Here is a 17,216-nt window from a genome sequence, read left to right on the forward strand (position 1 = left end):
CCGGTGGTGGTCTGGGTGGACATGGCTGACTCTCCCGGGTGCGCGTGTGGGTGGGCGGCGGCATGGCCGGGCCGCCGCGGGGCGGCCGGGCACGTCGAGGCGCGTCAAGACGCCGGCGCGGGGCTCGGAGAGCCCGTCGCCGGCGTCAGGAGGGACGGCCGAATGCGCTGCACACCCGCAGGAGGTCGATGTGGAGCCGACGGGTCAGCCACAGGCGGCGCAGGGGCCGCGCCGCCTCGCTCACCACCCGGGTCGTGTCCACGCGGCCAGTCTCGTGAACCGGCGGTGACCCGTCAAGGTTGCGCGCACGACCGGATACGGACCGGGTACGGGCAGCAACCGGCCTGCCCGCCCGGGGTTTCGGAGCGGGCAGGCCTGGGCAGTGGGCTGCGGGTTCAGTCGACCCTCACCCCTGCGCTGGTGACTGTCGCGGTATAGAAGAAGTGCTCGGTCACGGTCGCGCCCGGATGTCCCTTCGGGGCGTCGGGCAGGACGTGGTACCCGGCCGAGTTGAGACTGGTCTCGTTGTAGACGGCGACGGCGATCTGCACGCGGTCCGGGCTGGATGCCACCACTTGGTAGACCATGTTGTAGGAACCGAGGACGGCTTCGGGCCAGGGCGTTCCCACGTCCGGCCCGGGCACGTAGTGGCTGAGGATCCCCAGCCCGTCATTGACGACGTCGGCCAGACCCGTGCCGCCCTTGTGATCGGCAGGCCCCCCGAGACCGCCGGCGTTGTTCCTGCGGGTGACCCGGAAGGCCTCCCGCAGGATGTCCTCCGCATGGCCGCTACCCGCGAGTTCCTTGACGAGGCTGTCCTTGCCGACGAACACGAACCCGCCGCCGCGGCCGATGGCCCACTGGAGCAGGATGTCTTCCATGCCGGCGCCCGAGCCCGCCCCGGCCGCCGCCTCCCGGCAGCCGGCCCGCACCCCGGGGGAACCGTCCGGCACGCATTCCTGCTGGCCGGACCGAACCATCAGGTACTTCTGCAGTTCGGCGGCGAGCTTGGTGTTCTTCCCCGCGGTACGGGCCCTCTCCTGCAGCAACTGGAGCATGTCCTTGCAGTAGCTGTCGCACCCCAGGTTCCGGCCCTGCCCCTTCGGGGGCGGCGGCGTGTTCGTGCCGTCGCATTCCCAGCCGCCGCAGCCGTCCGCGGGGGCGTCGCCGCCGCAGACGGCGCCGTTGCAGGCGCCCCCGCCGTTGACGCTGTTGGGTCCGCTGCCGCCGTCGCCGATCGTGCCGCCCTTCGGGGCGTCGCAGTCACCGGTCTCGTAGCAGGGGATCCCCCAGATCATGCCGGTCGGGTCGCTGTGGGTGACCGGGTTGGCGTTCGCGTAGGTGTAGCCGTGCATCTGCTGGGGGTCGGCGAGGTTCATCACCGGGTCCACGCTGATGAAGCGGCCCAGTGCGGGGTCGTACTCCCGTGCTCCGACGTGTGTGAGGCCGGAGGAGTCCTTGGCCATCCCGAGGAATCCCCTGTTGTCCGGCCAGACGGCGGGGGCGGGGCCCCGCGCCTCTCCGTACGGCTTCTGGGCCCGCCGGGTGATCCCGAGGGTGGCCGTGTCGAGCGTGGTGTGGGCGGTGCCCTGGCGGTCCCCGGCGAGATAGGCGAGCGAGGTCGGGGTGCGGACGATGGACGGGCCGCCGCCGAAGCCCGCGTACGTGCGGGTTCCGGTGACCTTGCCGGTGGCCGTCGTCAGCGTGAGTTCGTCCGTGCCCAGGTAGAGGGTCACCTTGCCGGGTTCGCGGCGGAGCAGCCGGCCGCCCGCGGCGTCGTACAGGTACGTGCTGCCGGTGTTGGCGGCGAGGCGGCCCTCATGGTCCCAGGTGAGGGTCTGGCCGCCCGGGCGGGTCAGGGTGTTGCCCGCCGCGTCATAGGTGTAGCCGGCCGTGGCGGTGCCGGTGGGGCCGGTCGTCGAGGTGGACGTCACCGTGTGGGGGCGGTCGTCGCCCGGGGCCGGTGAGGTGTAGGTGGTGGTGCGGTCCCCGGCTCCGCCGGGGTCGGCCGGGTCGTGTTCGACCAGGCGGGTCCGGTTCCCGGTGACGTCGAAGGCGTAGGACTGCCAGTACGGGACGGGGCCGCCGACGTCCGCGGCCTTGGGCGCGGCGGCGCACTGCGTGCCCTTGGCGGTCCAGGCCTCGGTCAGCCGGGCCAGGTGGTCGTAGGTGAAGCACTGGCGGTCGGTGGTGAATCCGGCCGCGCCCTCGTCGCGGCGGGTGGAGACGGAGGTGACGTCCCCGGAGGGCTTGTAGGTGTAGGCGGTGGCGTCCACCGAGCCGGTGACCTGGGTGTCTCCCGGGCCGGTCTGCCGGTCCACGTGGGTGGCGGTGAGCCGGCCGGTGGCCTCGTCGTAGAGGGGGGTGTAGGCGAGCTGCTTGGGGACGTCGCCGTAGGTGGTGCGGCGGATCCGGCCGAAGGGGTCGTAGGTCGTGCGGTTGATGTAGTTGGACTCCTCGCTCCACAGGGTGGTGGGGAGTCCGGTCTCGCTCAGGCCGGTGGTGACGGTCTCGGCCGGGAGGCCGCCGACCGCGGGCAGGGTGACGGACACGGGCTTTCCGGTGACGGGCGTGTACGAGGTGGTGGCCGTGTAGGACCCGGCAAGGGCTCCCTCGGCGGCCGGAACGGTGATCTTCACGCCCAGCGGGCGGTAGCCGACGTCCAGAGCGGTGATCTCGTTCCGGTACACCGCTCCGTTCTTGCCTCCCGTGTAGCGGGCGGAGCCGTCGGCCTGTCCGCGGGCGAGCCGGTCGTAGGACCAGGAGGCGAGGAGGTTGTCGTCGCCGACGCTGTCCTGGTAGACCCCGGTCTTCCGGGACAGCCGGTCGTAGGTGTTGTACAGCACGCGGCCGCGGGCGTCCTCGGTCCGGTCCACCCGGCCGCCCTCGTCGTAGTGGCGCTCGCTCCTCCCCTTGTCCGGGTCGTCGGTGGAGGTCAGGCGACCCAGCAGGTCGTAGGTGTACGACCAGGTGTTCCCGGCCGCGTCGACCGTCTTGTCCAGCTGTCCGCGCGGGTCGTAGGTGTAGCGGGTGCGGGTGAACGCGGCCGGCGTGTCACTGCCGGCGTCCGCGGGATCCCGGTACTGCCGGAGCTCCGCGGTCCTGCCCCGGGCGTCGGTGATCGTGGTGACGGCCGTGCCGCCGGCCGGAGGGACGGTGCTGACCTTCTCCGCCCCGGCGTGGAGCGTGCTGGTGCGCCATTTCTCGACCGCGTGGGAGGACAGGGTCTCGGCGGTCTTGCGCCCCTGGCCGTCGTAGAAGACGCCCTTCTGCGAGGGGACCTGCGTGTCTTCGGCCAGGAACCGGTTCCCCGACGGGGCGGCCGTGCGGTCCCAGTAGGCCTCGTTGGTCTTCACCACGCGGCCCAGCGAGTCGTAGAACGTGTCGGTGAGGATCCGGCCGGGCGATCCGTCGGCCGGCGCCGTCTGGCTCTGCCGGACCTGGAGGTGGGCGTCCAGGATCCGGTACGAGGTGTCGTACGCCCCGTCGTCGCGCAGTGTCCGCGCGGTCAGGACGCTCGGCATGGACTTGCCCAGGCTGTAGGAGAACTCCGCGTTCGGGCTCTGGGTGGCGCGGGAGCGGCCCGGGGACCAGACGCGGGTGAGGCGGCCCGCCGGGTCGTAGGCGCGTTCCGTGACGCGGTTGTTGGCGTCGGTGGTCTTCACCTCCAGGTTGCGGGCGGCGGCGTATTCGGTGGTGGTGGTCCAGTCGGCGCCCAGCGGGCCGGTGACCGCGACCCGGGTGGGGAGGCCGCCGGTGGCGGGGGTGTAGGTGGTGGTCGTGGTGTTGCCGAGGGCGTCGGTCAGTTTGCGGGTGCGGCCGTATTCGTCGTACTCGGTGACGGTGTCCAGGGTGTGCGAGGGGGTGCTGCCGGTGTAGGCGTCGACGAGTTGGCTGGTGGTGGCCGCGCCGACCGGGCCGATCCGGCCGAACTCCTGGCCGTCGTAGCGGGTGCGGGTGTGGGCGTAGGTGGTGCGTTCGCCGGGGGCGGTGGAGCAGTCTCCGGTGACCGAGACCGTCTCGGTGGGCAGGGCCCGGATGTTGGCCGTCTCGTTGGTGGCGTAGGAGGTCCTGGTGCACTGGTCGGGCAGGCCGTCGGCGGTGTCGAGTTCGGTGACCGGGACGCCTTCGGCAGGGTCGTATCCGGTGGATCGCGCGGTGGTGCGCCATCGTCCGTCGGAGAGGAGGGACCTGGTGGTGGACTTGGCGGTGCGGACCGGTTGGGCGGTGGCGTCGGGGAGTCCGGTGCCGCGGGCGTGCCGGGCGGCCACGGGGCCGGTCCAGGGGTCGTGGACGGTGTGGGCGGCGAGGGTGCCGCCTTCGCCGGTGTAACCGCGGGTCTCCCGGGTGAATCCGGCCAGCGGTCCGGCGTCGGGGGTGGTGGTGCCCGGGATGCGGACGGAGCGGCGGCTGCCGTCGGCCTTGACGTCGCCGTCCATGCCGCGGAGGTAGACGGTCGCGGACTGGGTGTTCCTCTCGGTGGGGTCGGCCTGGGCGTTGCCCTTGCGGACGATGACCTCGCCGTAGCCGCGGAACTCGTTCCAGGTGCGGGACTTGGCCTCGGTGAGTTCGCTGTCGTCGCGGTGCCAGGCGGCGGGGCCCACGTACTCGTAGCGGGTGGTGCGGGTGGGTGAGGGGTCGGCTCCGGCCGAGGTGGCGTCGACCTCGGAGACTCCGGAGACCACGTACTTGTGGAACCAGTCGAGGGTCGGGTCCATCGGGGTGCCGGCGTCCGGGTTCCAGTAGACCGGGTAGCAGCGGCGGTCGTTGGAGTCCGGGGCCGGGAACTGTCCCGGCGCGCAGTCGGCGGGGGCGTACTCGATGCCGACCCGCAGGCCGGACTCGGTGGTGATGGCCGTCATCCGGCGGCGGTTGAGCGGGGGCCGGTTGTCGCCCGCGGTGTCCACCCGGTTGGGCCGGAACTGGCCGGTGAAGTCGACCGGGGGCAGGGCGAGGGACGCCGTGCCGTCGAAGGCGGTGCGGGAGATCGAGGAGAGCCACAGGGAGGGTGTGGTGCCGTCCTGGGGGTTGGGGTACTCGTGGTTCAGGGTCCACTCGTCGACCGTGGTGGGCGTGCCGCCGGTGACGGTCTGGGTGGTGATCCTGGCGAGGCGTTTGGTGGACCAGAAGGTCGGCACCTGGTTCTCGCAGTCCTTGGCCGGGGTGCCGGCGTCGCAGTTCTGGTCGAAGGGGACGTCCGGCCAGCTCGCCGCGGTGGCCTTGGTGGGTGGGCGGGAGCAGTCCGCCTTCGGGGTGATGCCCGGGTCGCAGCGTTCGGCGCTGGTGAACAGCACCTTGGCGGTGGGGCCGGTGGTGTCGGTGAGTTTGGAGCCGTAGCCGATCTCGGTCAGCCGGCCGCCCCGGACGTAGGGGGTGAGGGTGCCGTCGGGGTGGGCCTGGTCGGGGTTGCGCGCGTAGTGGTTGGTCTCGGTGGCGTAGCGGTAGGAGACCAGGCCGCCGCGGGTTCCGACCACGTAGTCCAGGTTCCAGCGCCAGGCCTGGCGGCACCAGGCGCGGGCGAAGTCCGCCTGGTGGCAGGGCTCGCCGGAGTCGTTGGCGAAGACGGGTCGGGTCCAGGTGGAGTCGGAGTGGGGTCCTCCGGTGGTCCCGGGCTTGTCCTGGGCGCCGAAGTAGTACTGGGTGCCGTCGGTGGTGGTGATCTTCCAGTACTCGCCGTCCTCGTCCCCGTTGGACACCCCGGCGGGGAGGGTGGCGAGTTCCACCCGGGTCCGGGATCCGTCGGCGGTGCGCCACTGCCCGCTCGCGTCGTCGCGGATCAGTGCGGTGCTGGTGCCGTTGAGGGACAGGGTGACGGGCTGCCGGTCGCTCCAGCAGGCCTCGGCGGTACCGTCCTTGCCGTCGTCCTTGCAGCTGCGGTACGAGCGCTCGATGAAGCCGGGGTGGTAGTCCCAGCCGTCGCCGGCCCAGGAGGACTGGGCGTTCCGGCTGACGGTGCGGCCGTCCACGGCGGCCGAGCTGTAGCCGAGGGAGACGGACGGGGCGGTGCCGCCGAGGGCGGGCGGCACGGTGATCGGATAGGCCCAGCCGAAGGTGCCGGAGTTTCCGCCGGCCGACCAGGAGCCGGTGGGGGCGAGGGAGGTCGCCCGGTAGTCGCCGGCGGGTCCGGCGGGGGCGGCTTCGGCGGCGAGGACCGTGGGGGCGGCGGTGAGGGCGGTCTGGGCGGTCAGCCGGGAGGAGCGCAGGTCGTTGGCCGTGCCGCGGACCGGTGTCCGGGTGCGGCAGCGGGCGAGTTCGGGGGTGGTCAGGGCGCAGCCGGGCAGGCTGACGAGACGGAGCCGGCCGGCCCAGTCGCCGCCGTAGGCGTCCTTGACGGAGCGGTAGTCCAGGGCGAATCCCACCCGGCCGCGGGCGGCCGGCTCGCGCGGGACCAGGGAGACCAGCAGGCCGCGTACGCCGGCCCGTTCGGCGGCGGCCCGGTCGGCCAGGGTGACTGCGACGCGGCCGGAGGGGCCGGACCCGGTGGCGGTGCCGGACCCGGTGGCGGTGCCGGGCGTGGCTCCGGTCCGGGTGGCGGGGGCGGTGACCGGGGTCAGGGTGACCGGTACGGCGGCCGCGGCGCCGGCGGACGGGGACGCCCCGGCCGGGCGGGGCGGAGTGGGTGCGCCGAGGCGGAGTTCGGCGGTGGCCGCGGCGGGCCAGGTGGTGCCGGTGGGACGCCAGCGGGGGGACTTGTCCCCGGCGGGGGCCGCCGGGGCGGGGCGCGGTGCCGGTTTCCCGGCGACGGAGCGGAGGGCGGGAAGGTCCCCCGGGGTCCACGGCCGGCCGTCCTCGCGGGCCCGCTCGGAGCGGTCTCCCACGCCTCCGCCGCCCTCCGCCTGTGCCGAGGCGACGGCGGTCGGTGCGAGGAGTGCGAGCGCGGTGACGGCCGCGGCCAGTCCCCGTACGAGCAGGCGGCGCGGCGGCTGCGGTCCGGCCGGGGAAGGGCGGGTGAAACGCACGAGGGTGCCTCCGTGACTCGGCTGTCCGATGCGCGTGGACGGAAGGACGGCCGGAAGGGATCGGAAGGACGGTCGGTGATCCTTCAAAGAAATAGGGGGAGTTGCTGGACCTCTGCTCGAAGGCCGCTCGGCGGTCGCTGGGAGCGGACTGCGGGACGGCTCGGGGGTGGCTGCGGGGCGGCTCGGCGGCACGGGAGGGGTGCCGGTTCGCCGTGTGACACTCCTCGCGCCCCGCTCCCGTCCGACTCCGACTCCCTCCTGGAGAGCCCGAATGAGAGCCCGAATGAGAGCCCTCGAAGCCCGGCGCGGGCCTGTCCGGTGGGCCCTGGTGGCCGGCCTGGCGCTGGCCCTCGCACTCCCGACCGCGGCCCCCGCGGCCTCGGCGCCGCCGCGGCCGCCCGGCCCGGCCCCCGCCGCGCCGCCCCCGGCGGCCGCCGCCCTCGAAGCACCGAGGACCCAGACGGTGCGGCCGGCCGGTGCGGCCCGGAAGGCCTCGGCGCAGGCGGTCGCCTCGGCCGAGGCGAAACGGTCCGGAAAGCCGGTGCCCGTCCCCTCGCTGACCTCGGAGACCGACACCGTGGTGGCCCGGCCGGACGGTTCGTACGCCCTGACCCGCACGGTGGCACCGGTCCGCACCCGGCAGGACGGCGCCTGGGTGCCGCTGGACGCGACCCTGGTGCGGGCCGCCGACGGGTCCTGGCGGCCGAAGGCGGCCCTGCCGGGGGTCAAGGGGCTCGTCTTCTCCCCCGGCGGCCGGGTGCCGCTCGCCCGGCTGGCCGACGCGGGCGGCCGGCGGCTCGCCTTCAGCTGGCCCGACCCGCTGCCCGCGCCCCGGGTGGCCGGGCCGACCGCCACCTACCCGGAGGTCATGCCGGGGGTGGACCTGGCCGTGACCGCCACGGTGGACGGCGGTTTCACCCAGGTGCTGGTGGTGCGGACGCCGGAGGCGGCCAGGAACCCGAAGGTGGCCTCCTTCCGGATGGGCATGTCGGCCTCCGGTGTGAGCGTGGCGCAGCGGCCGGGCGGCGGGCTGACCGCCACCGACCGGGCCGGGAAGACGGTGTTCACCTCACCGCCGGCCACCATGTGGGACTCGCGGGGGCCGGCGTCCGCCGGGGCCTCCCGGAAGGGCGCGGCGGGTCCCGAGGGTGACCCGGGCCCGGATGCGGCTCCGCCCGGCGCGGTGAAGACCCGCTCGGACGGCTCCGGTCCCGGGGACTTCGCCCGTACCGCCCCGGTGCGGGCGGCCCCGGCGAAGGACTCGCTGTCCGTCCGGGCCGACACCGCGCTGCTGAACGGCCCGGACACGGTGTTCCCGGTGTACATCGACCCGGCTTGGAAGCCGGTCTGGACGGGCACCCAGCACTGGACCTGGGTGCAGGAGGGCTGCAATACGGCCACCCACTACGACGACTACGGCGACCGGTACGACATGGGTGTCGGGAACCAGCGCTGGGCCACCACCTGCAAGGGCCGTGAGCACACCTTCGCCCAGGTCGGATCGTTCAACCCGGCCGGGAAGACGATCAACTTCGCGAGTTTCAACGCGGTCCAGTCGTACGCGGCGGACAACACCTGCGCCAACACCCATGCCGTGGACCTCTACTGGACCGGAGCCATCGCCCCCGGCACCAACTGGAACAACCAGCCGCCGAACCTGCGGTCGCTGGGCCGGGCGAGCTCCAACAGCGCGGGCGGCGCGGGCTGCACCGGCGGCACCAACCAGATCGGCTGGAACATCACCCAGCTGATCCGCGACGAGGGGTGGCGCTCGGACCTCACCTTCGGCCTGTACGGGGCCACCGAGACGAGTGCGAGCAGCAACGGCTTCAAGCGGTACACCCGCAAGAACAGCCCCTACCCTCACTCGCTGCCGTTCCTGTACGTCGAGTACAACAGCCTGCCGGACGCGCCCGGCGGACTGTACGTGACCCCGGCCCCGCAGAACCCCACCCGCGGGGACTGCGGCTGGATCGGCGCCACCAACGCGGCGACCGGCGGGGTCGGGCTGCACGCCCGGGTGACCGACCCGGACGGGGACAACCTGGACGCCGACTTCAACCTGTGGGACATCACCGCGGGCGGCACCCTCCGCGAGTGGGGCTGGATCCCCAACCCGGCAGTTCCCAACGGCAGTCAGATCGACGCGATGGCGGGCCGGCTGATCGACGGGCACAGCTACGACTGGTACGTGCGCGGCGGGGACGGGCTGAACAGCGGACCCTGGTCCCGGGGCTGCAGCTTCTCCGTGGACCTCACCGAACCCGCGCCGCCGACCGTGGTCTCGGTGGACTTCCCGGCCGCCGGCAGCCCCGACGCCCCTCGCAAACGGGCCGGTTCCACGGGCGCCTTCACCTTCTCCGGCACCGACCCGAACAACGGCTCCGGGCTGCTGCGCTTCGAGTGGTCCCTCAACGGGCCGCTGCCCGCGCAGGGCGCCCAGTCCCTGGCCGCCGCCGAGGGCGGCAGCGTGCTGAACCTGCCGGTCGGCGCCTGGGGCACCAACATCCTGCGGGTGCGGGCCGTGGACCGGGCCGGGAACCGCTCCGCCGAGGCGGCGTACGTGTTCTACGCGCCGGACGACCCGGAGGCCAGGACCGTCCTCGGCGACATCGACAAGGACGGCTACGTGGACCTGCTGGTGCCGGACGGCTCCGGGAACCTGCGGCTGTACTCCAAGGACCGGGACCCCGCGGCGGGCGGCAAGCCGGCCTCGGACGCGGCCGACGCCCCGGGCGGCAGCTGGACCGGCGTGGACACCACCCACCGCGGCGGCAACGGCTCGTACGCCGACGACCTGTGGGTGCACCGGCCCGGGGACGACAAGTTGTACTACTACCTGAACACCGAGAACGACACCGGTGCCGGAGCCAACGAGGGCAAGTACTTCACGGTGGCGGGCGGCCGCCGGCTCCCCACCACCCGACCGCCGGAAACCTCCTGCGTGAATCCCTTCGACACCGTCGGGCAGAAATGCGGATCCGCCTACGCGGCCGACTGGTCCAGGGTGCGGCAGGTCCTCGCCCTCGGTGACGCGGACGGCACCCAGCCGCCCTCGACCCCCCGCTACGACCTGCTGACCGTCGAGGACGACGGCACCGGGACCGGCGCCAACCTGTGGCTGTTCAAGGGCGCGAACGGCACCAACGCGCTGACCGCGCCCCGGCTGGTCGGCCGGGGCGGCTGGGGCGAGCTGACCCTGGCCGCGCCCGGGGACACCGGCAGCACGGCCGGCCCCAAGGACGGGCTGCCCGACCTGTGGGCCCGGGACCGCCGGGACGGCCGGCTGTACCAGTACCTCTCCCGACGGGACGCGGACGGCAAACCGGTCCTCGACGCGTACGGGGCACGGGCCGCCGGGGCGATCCAGCGCGGCCTCACGGACGCCGCGCACCACCGGGTGTCCAGCGACGGGGACTCCGACGGCGACGGGCTGGCCGACCTCTGGAGCCTGGGCACGGACGGCCGGATCACCACCTGGGAGGGCGCCGCGGCGGACTGGGAGGGCCTGCGCTTCGCCCCGCCCAAGGTGCTCAGGGACAGCACCACCACCAACTGGTCGGACTGCCAGCCCTTCACCTCGGCGGAGTTCGGGGAGCACCGGGTCTGCGGGCCCATCCTGGCGAAGTACCTTTCGCTGGGCGGCACTTCCTTCGCCGTCCCGGAGACGGACACCCTGCCCACCCCGCGACTGTTCGGGCGCTTCGTGCACTTCCGGGTGGGCGGGCAGTACCCGCAGACCGTCTCCGTCTACTGGAGTCCGGACACCGGGGCCCATCTGGTCCGGGGCGGGATCCGGACGCGCTGGGCCGAACAGGGCTGGGAGAACGGCTATCTGGGCTTCCCGACCTCGGACGAGTACGAACTGCCCAACGGCGCCCGGTCCGACTTCAGCGGCGGCTACATGCGGTGGAACGCGACGAACGACGCCCTGGTCGACCGCCCGCACGGCGTCGGCGAGGGAACGGCGCGGATCTCCCTGTCAGGCGACTTCGACGCGGACGGCCGCTCCGACCTGGCCACCATCGTGGACTACGGCAGCTGCGGGGCCGCCCTGTGGACCCACCTCGGGACGGCGGACAGCGGACTCGGCGCGCCGTTCGAGTCCTGGCGGGCCCCGGCGAACCACTGGTGCGTGACCAGCGCCAAGTACGCGGCCGGGGACTTCGACGGGGACGGCCGCTCCGACATCGCCGCCCTGTACCTGTACGGGGACGGCTCGGTCCGGCTGTGGTCCTGGCTGGCGAAACCGGACGGCGGGTTCGCGTCCGGGCCGGCCGGCTGGCAGCAGGCCTCGGGCTGGGACTGGTACCGGACCACCCTGTTCTCCGGGGACACCGACGGGGACCGGCGCGCCGAACTGATCGCGATCTACGGCTATGCCGACGGCCGGATGGCGAACTTCACCTCGAAGTTCACCTCCGGCGGCTTCCAGGTCCCGGTCAAGGGTTTCGAGGAGACCCACCCGGGCTGGTGGTGGTACGAGAACGCGCGGTACGCGGTCGGCGACGTGAACGGCGACGGGCGCACCGACATCATCGCCCTGTACGTGTACGCGGACAATTCGGTGCGGGTGTTCTCCGGCCTGGCCAGGCCGGACGGCAGCCATCCGGGGTTCGACCGGTCCGGATGGTCGGCCCCGGCGGGCAGCTGGGAGCGCGATCCGGTGAAGGTCACCGCCGGGGACACCGACGGTGACGGCCGGGCCGACCTGACCGCCCAGTACCGCTACGCCAACCATCGGATGGGGATGTTCCAGTTCCCCGGGGCGGCGGACGGCACCCTCGGCACCCCGGTGATGACCGTGGACACCGGATACGGCAACTGGGACGTGAACGCCGCCTGGCCGAACTCCGGGGACGAGAACGGGGACGGCCGGGCCGACCTCTCCACCGTGTACGACTACGGGAACGGCTCCTACGCCACGTTCACCTTCCTGGCCGGGGCGGACGGCACGTACGACAAGGGGCGGTTGCTGAAGAGTTGGAGCGCGCCGGTGGGGACCTGGTAGCCGGGGGCGGTCGGGGGCGCGGATAATCGGCTGACCCGTCGCCGCCTCCGGTGGCGGGTCGGCCGGGCCCGGTGTTCTTCGATGGGTTCGATGGGTTCGATGGGTTCGATGGGGAAGTGTCTGTGAACGTACTGCTCTTCGGTGCCAGCGGCATGCTCGGTCAGGGCGTGCTCCGCGAATGCCTGCTCGACGACCGGGTGGAGCGGGTGCTGGCGGTGGTGCGCCGCCCGCTGGGGTTCAGCCATCCCAAGCTGCGCGAGCTGGTGCACGAGGACTTCACCGACTTCTCGGCGGTGGCCGGAGAGTTCGCCGAGACGGACGCCTGCTTCTTCTGTCTGGGGGTCTCCTCCGCGGGCATGGACGCCGAGCGGTACCGGCTGATCACCGAGGACTACACCCTGGCGGCCGCCCGGGCGCTGCCGGCCGGCCGGGAGCTGACCTTCGTGTACGTGTCGGGCGCCGGGACGGACAGTACGGAGCGGGGCCGGTCTGCGTGGGCGCGGGTGAAGGGCCGGACCGAGAACGAGCTCCTCGCCATGGACTTCCACGCCTACATGTTCCGGCCCGGCTACATCCAGCCGATGCACGGCGCCCGGTCGAGGACCCCGCTCTACCGATGGCTGTACGTCGGGGTCTCCTGGCTCTACCCGCTGCTGCGCCGGGTGGCCCCCGGGCAGGTGACCACCACCGAGGACCTGGCGCGGGCGATGCTCACGGTGGCCGGGCAGGCGGGGGCGGGCGAGCACATCCTGGGCACCCCGGAGATCAACCGGGCCGCGGCTGCCGGACGGACGGCCCGGTAGCCCGGGCGGGGGCCGGTCGGGCGTTGCGCGCGGCGACCGGCCCGCCGTTCTCACCCGATCGGGTGAGAGCTGGGATCCGGACCCGTCCGGGGCGGGCGCGGCTACGAAGGGTTCTGCATGCGATGTATGTGGCAGCAGACGGCGATGCCGGGCGACGGGTCCGGGTCGGGGGTGGGTGCGGCATGGCGGTGACCCGGATGGTGCCGTCCGGCGGATCGGGTGCGGCGGGCCCGCGGGCGGAGGAGCTGATGCGGCGGGTGGCCTGCGGGGACGAGGACGCCTTCACCGCCCTCTACGACGCGGTGTCCGGCGCCGTGTTCGGGCTGGTCCTCGCCGTGGTGCGGGACCGTGCGCAGTCCGAGGAGGTGGCGCAGGAGGTGATGATCGACCTCTGGCGGCAGGCCGCCCGCTACCGCCCCGAGCAGGGCTCGGTGATGGCCTGGGTGTCCACCCTCGCCCACCGGCGGGCCGTGGACCGGGTGCGGTCGGCGCAGGCCTCGGTCCGGCGCGAGCGGAACCAGGCCGCCCGGGAGCACTCCCGGCCGTTCGACGAGGTCGCCGAGCAGGTGGAGGTCCGGCTGGAGGGCGAGCAGGTACGGCGCTGTCTGGGCGGGCTGACCGAGCTCCAGCGGCAGTCCGTCACCCTGGCCTACTACCGGGGGCTGACCTATCGGGAGGTCGCCGAGGCCCTGCGGATCCCGCTGCCCACCGTCAAGACGCGCATGCGGGACGGGCTGATCCGGCTGCGCGACTGCATGGGGGCGACGGCATGACGGGAACAGGACCGGACCACGGGCCGGATCAGGGGCCGGATCACGGACAGGACTGCGGACAGGACTACGGGTTCGGGGGCGCTGCGGAGGCCGAGGGCTTCGAGCCGCACGGGCTGACCGGGGCGTACGCGCTGGACGCCCTGTCACCCGAGGAGCACGCGGCCTTCGCCGCGCATGCCGAGCGGTGTGCGACCTGTGCCCGGGAGGCCGCCGAGTTCGCGGCCACGGCCGCCCGGCTGGCCGGCGCGGTGGCCGAGGCACCGCCGGCCTCCATGCGGCAGGCCGTGCTGGAGCGGATCGGCACGGTGCGCCAGCTTCCCCCGCTCCCGGCGCCCGGTCCCGCGGGGGCGGACGTACCGCCGCCCCGGGCCGCCCCGGCGGGTTCGGGCGGTGGTGGCGGTCTTCCGCGGGTCCGGGGCGCCGGGTGGCTGCGGGGCAAGGCGGGGAGTCTGGTGCTGGCGGCCTGTGTGGCGGTGGCCGCGGCTTCCGGCGGGTTCGCGGTGTGGGAGCACCGGCGGGCCGTGGAGGCCCGCGCCGAGGCCGGGGCGGCGGACCGGCTGCTGCGCGAGTCCGCCGACGCGATGGCCGCCGTGCTGGCGGCGCCCGACGCCCGGACCGTACGGGGCCGCACCCCGGCGGGGGCCGAGCTGTCGGTGGTGACCTCGGGACGGCTGGGCAAGGCCGTGTTCGCGAGCGCCGGACTGCCGCCCGCGCCCGCCGGGCGGACCTACCAGCTGTGGTTCGCCGACGGGGACCTGATGCGGCCGGCCGGGCTGCTGGGCCGGGACGGGGCCATGGTCATGGAGGGCGCGCCCGGGCGGGCCGGGGCGGTCGGGCTGACCCTGGAGCCCTCCGGTGGTTCACCGCGGCCGACCAGCGATCCGCTGGCCGTGGTCGCCCTGGGCGCGTGAACCGCCCGGGCCCGGGAGGTCACCACAGGCGGCCACCCGTGCCCCGGGGCGAGGACGGGTCGGGCGGGGTGGCGGCGACCCGGTCGAGGTCGGTCAGGAGGGCCTCCAGCCAGGCGACCGCGGCGTAGTAGCGGCTGGGGGCACCGGGCGGTTCGAAGGGGGCCGGCCGGACCGCCGGGGCCGGCGGCCCGGTCAGCGGGCTGTCCCCGGCCGGGTCGAGCACCGCGGAGAGCAGCAGCATCCGGCCCGCGACCTGGTCCCCCAGCCGGGCCACGGCCTCGGCCGCCTCCCCGACCAGCGGTTCATCGGACCCGAGCGCCACCCCGGGCCCCGGGGGCCGCGAGGCGTCTGGCGCCTGTGGCGCCGTTGGCGCCTCTGGGGCGCCTCGGGCCTCTGGGGCCTGCGCCATGCCGGGGGCGGGGTCGCCCTGCGGGCTCCCGGCGCCCACAGGAGTCCAGGCCGCCTCTGGAGCCCCGGCGACCTCCGGGATCCCGGCCACGTCCGGAGTCCTGGCCACGTCCGGAGTCCTGGCCACCTCCGGAGTCCTGGCCACCTCCGGAGCCCCGGCCACCTCCGGAGCCCCGGCCACCTCCGGAGTCCTGGCCACCTCTGGAGTTCCGGCGACCTCCGGGACCCCGGCCACGTCTGGAGCCCCTGCCGCCTCCGGGGCCCCGGCCACCTCCGGGGTCCAGGCTGCCACCGGAGCCCCGGCGACCTCCGGGGTGAGGACGCGGTCGGAGCCCCACAGGGTGTGGTGGCCGGTCATCAGGACCGCCTGCCAGTCGGCGGCGCGGTGGCCGTCCGTGCTGGCCACCGGTCCTCTCGGTTCGCTCTGGAGCTGGGCGAACGCGGACTCGGCGAGGATCAGGGAGTGCCGGAGCGAGCCGTTGCCGGGCGGGGTGCTCGGCTGCCGGGGGCCGCCCGCCACCATCACGGCCGTGGTGGCGACCACCTGCTCCGCGGCGGAGCGCAGCAGGACCGCCCCCGATCTCCGTACCTCGGTCTGGGCGCCGCGCGGCCAGGCCAGCAGGGCGAAGACCGCGCCGACCGCGCTGCCGATGAGCACGTCCAGCATCCGGATGCCGGCGAGGGTCCAGCCGGCCGGTGCCAGCTGGGCGAAGACCAGCGCCACCAGGACGGTGAACAGGGCCTGTGACCAGCCCACCCCCTTCACCGGCCCGACGGTGAAGGCGAACAGCATCAGCGGGGGCAGTGCCGCCGCGTAGACGGTGGTGTCGGAGCCGACCGCGATCAGCACCAGTGCGGTGACCAGCGCCCCGATCAGGGTGCCGGTCAGGGCCTGGCGGATGGTGTCCCGGGTGGCGCCCATGGTGGTGCGGGTCAGGGTGAGGGTGGCCAGCATGGTCCAGAACCCGTGCGGCAGCCCGGCCAGCCCGGCGACGGCCCGGGCGGCGGCCAGCGCCAGGCTGATCCGTACCGCGTTCTGGAAGAACACCGAGCGGCTTCCGGCGTATCCGATGAGTCGGCGCCACCACAGCTCGGGGGCGTGTTTGCCGGCGTACCAGAAGCGTCCGGCGTGCAGTCCGGTGGCCGCCGAGCGGCCCCGGACCGCGAGCGTGGCGGCCGTGGACAGGGCCAGCGCGGCGTCGATCAGCTCCAGCAGGGCGGCGTGCCGGCGCATCGCCGCCGGGCCGGACGGGTGGCCGGGCCGGCCCGCCGATCCGGCGAGCACCGCCCGGGCCCGGACCGCCTCGGCGTACACGGCTCCGTCCGCGGCGGTCCGGTGCGCGGCCGGCCGGCGCCACGGGGCGGTGTGCCGGACGGGTCCGCGCAGCCGGGTGGCGCTCTCCTCGGCGAGCCGGGCGGCCGCCAGCAGGACGGCGAGTCCGGCCGGGTCCGGTTCCCGGCCCGGGCCCACGGCGGGCAGTCTGACCAGGCGGTTCAGCAGGGTGCGGGCGGCCAGTCCGGTGTGCGAGAGGGCCCGGTCCCGGACCCCGGCCCCGGCCGGCCGTTCGGCGTCCGGGACCCGGGAGGGGCGCAGGGCGTCGGCGACCGCCGCCGCGACCGGTTCCCCGCCGGGCGGCGGGGCGTACGGCGGCACGGCTTCCGCCCGGGCGAAGCGGGCGGCGGTGTCGGCGGCCCGGGCGGCCAGTTCCCGGTAGGGGACGGTGGGTGGGTCGGGGAAGAGGAAGGCCTCGGCGAGGACCAGCAGCAGGATGCCGACCGTGGTGCCGGCCAGCCGTTCGTCCAGGGTGTCCGGGGCGTAGGGCGGGAAGGACGGGAGGATGTACAGCAGCTGGAGGCCGGGCGCGGCCCCGGCCGGGCGGGGGCCGCCCACGGCCAGGTAGGCGAGGGCGAAGCCGATGACGAGCATTCCGGCGACGGCGGCCCAGGTGCGTACGGCGAGGTAGGTGCCGACCGCGACCAGCGCCCAGGCCGGGGGCAGCAGCCGGGCGACCACGGCGGCCCGCTGGCGGCCCGTGCCGGGGATCCGGGACAGGCCGGCCAGGGCCACGGCGGTGAACAGGGCGTAGGTGGCGGCGACCGGCTGCCCGAATCCGTAGAGGAAGAGGAAGAATCCGGCGCTCGCGGCCACCGTGACCCGCACGGAGCGGCGGGCGGCGGCCGCGTAGGCGGCGGGCAGCCGGAGCCGGGCGGACGGTCCGGGCACGCGGGCGGCGCGCTCGGGATCCTCCGCGCCCCCGCTGCCCCTGGCAGACATGACACCAGGATGGCCACCCCGCCGCTGATCGGCCACCGCATAGGATCGCGGCCGTACGGGTCGGAGCGGGCCGGCG

General features: G+C 74.5%; 7 protein-coding genes. 4 read left to right on the forward strand and 3 right to left on the reverse strand.

From position 1 onward, the window contains the following. Positions 1-145: 145 nt before the first annotated feature. Positions 146-262 carry a cell envelope biogenesis protein OmpA gene (locus ACZ50K_RS23900; protein WP_468906436.1) on the reverse strand — a complete coding sequence of 39 codons (117 nt, stop codon included), beginning with the start codon at positions 260-262 and terminating at the stop codon, positions 146-148. A 133-nt stretch (positions 263-395) separates the two neighbouring features. After that, a complete protein-coding gene (locus tag ACZ50K_RS23905; protein ID WP_468906439.1) occupies positions 396-6,959 on the reverse strand; it encodes an RHS repeat domain-containing protein in 6,564 nt (2,187 codons plus the stop codon). 283 nt (positions 6,960-7,242) lie between these two features. Between ACZ50K_RS23905 and ACZ50K_RS23910 the strand changes: the two genes are divergently transcribed. The 4 genes from ACZ50K_RS23910 (at position 7,243) to ACZ50K_RS23925 (ending at position 14,457) form a co-directional block, all read left to right on the forward strand. Beyond that, on the forward strand, positions 7,243-11,970 hold the full coding sequence (locus ACZ50K_RS23910) for an FG-GAP-like repeat-containing protein (RefSeq protein ID WP_468906441.1): 4,728 nt from the start codon (positions 7,243-7,245) through the stop codon (positions 11,968-11,970). Between the two features lie 116 nt (positions 11,971-12,086). Further along, a complete protein-coding gene (locus ACZ50K_RS23915) occupies positions 12,087-12,773 on the forward strand; it encodes an NAD(P)H-binding protein (protein WP_468906443.1) in 687 nt (228 codons plus the stop codon). Positions 12,774-12,955: 182 nt separating this feature from the next. Next, complete coding sequence (gene sigK, locus ACZ50K_RS23920) at positions 12,956-13,546, forward strand: ECF RNA polymerase sigma factor SigK (protein ID WP_468906445.1); 591 nt, start codon at positions 12,956-12,958, stop codon at positions 13,544-13,546. After that, entirely contained in the window at positions 13,543-14,457 is a 915-nt protein-coding gene (locus ACZ50K_RS23925; RefSeq protein ID WP_468906447.1) for an anti-sigma factor, read from the forward strand. Before sigK ends, ACZ50K_RS23925 begins: the two co-directional genes overlap by 4 nt. A gap of 19 nt (positions 14,458-14,476) precedes the next feature. Here ACZ50K_RS23925 and ACZ50K_RS23930 read toward each other — a convergent pair whose 3' ends face one another. Further along, positions 14,477-17,140 (reverse strand): FUSC family protein, encoded by a 2,664-nt coding sequence (locus tag ACZ50K_RS23930; RefSeq protein WP_468906450.1) that lies wholly within the window; start codon positions 17,138-17,140, stop codon positions 14,477-14,479. Positions 17,141-17,216: the final 76 nt, after the last annotated feature.

Source organism: Streptomyces sp. NPDC033845 (assembly GCF_055576225.1).

Bases quoted from the DNA above. Each gene is read 5' to 3' on its own strand.
- ACZ50K_RS23930 (WP_468906450.1), bottom strand. From the start codon at position 17,140: ATGTCTGCCAGGGGCAGCGGGGGCGCGGAGGATCCCGAGCGCGCCGCC.
- ACZ50K_RS23910 (WP_468906441.1), top strand. From the start codon at position 7,243: ATGAGAGCCCTCGAAGCCCGGCGCGGGCCTGTCCGGTGGGCCCTGGTG.
- sigK (WP_468906445.1), top strand. From the start codon at position 12,956: ATGGCGGTGACCCGGATGGTGCCGTCCGGCGGATCGGGTGCGGCGGGC.
- ACZ50K_RS23925 (WP_468906447.1), top strand. From the start codon at position 13,543: ATGACGGGAACAGGACCGGACCACGGGCCGGATCAGGGGCCGGATCAC.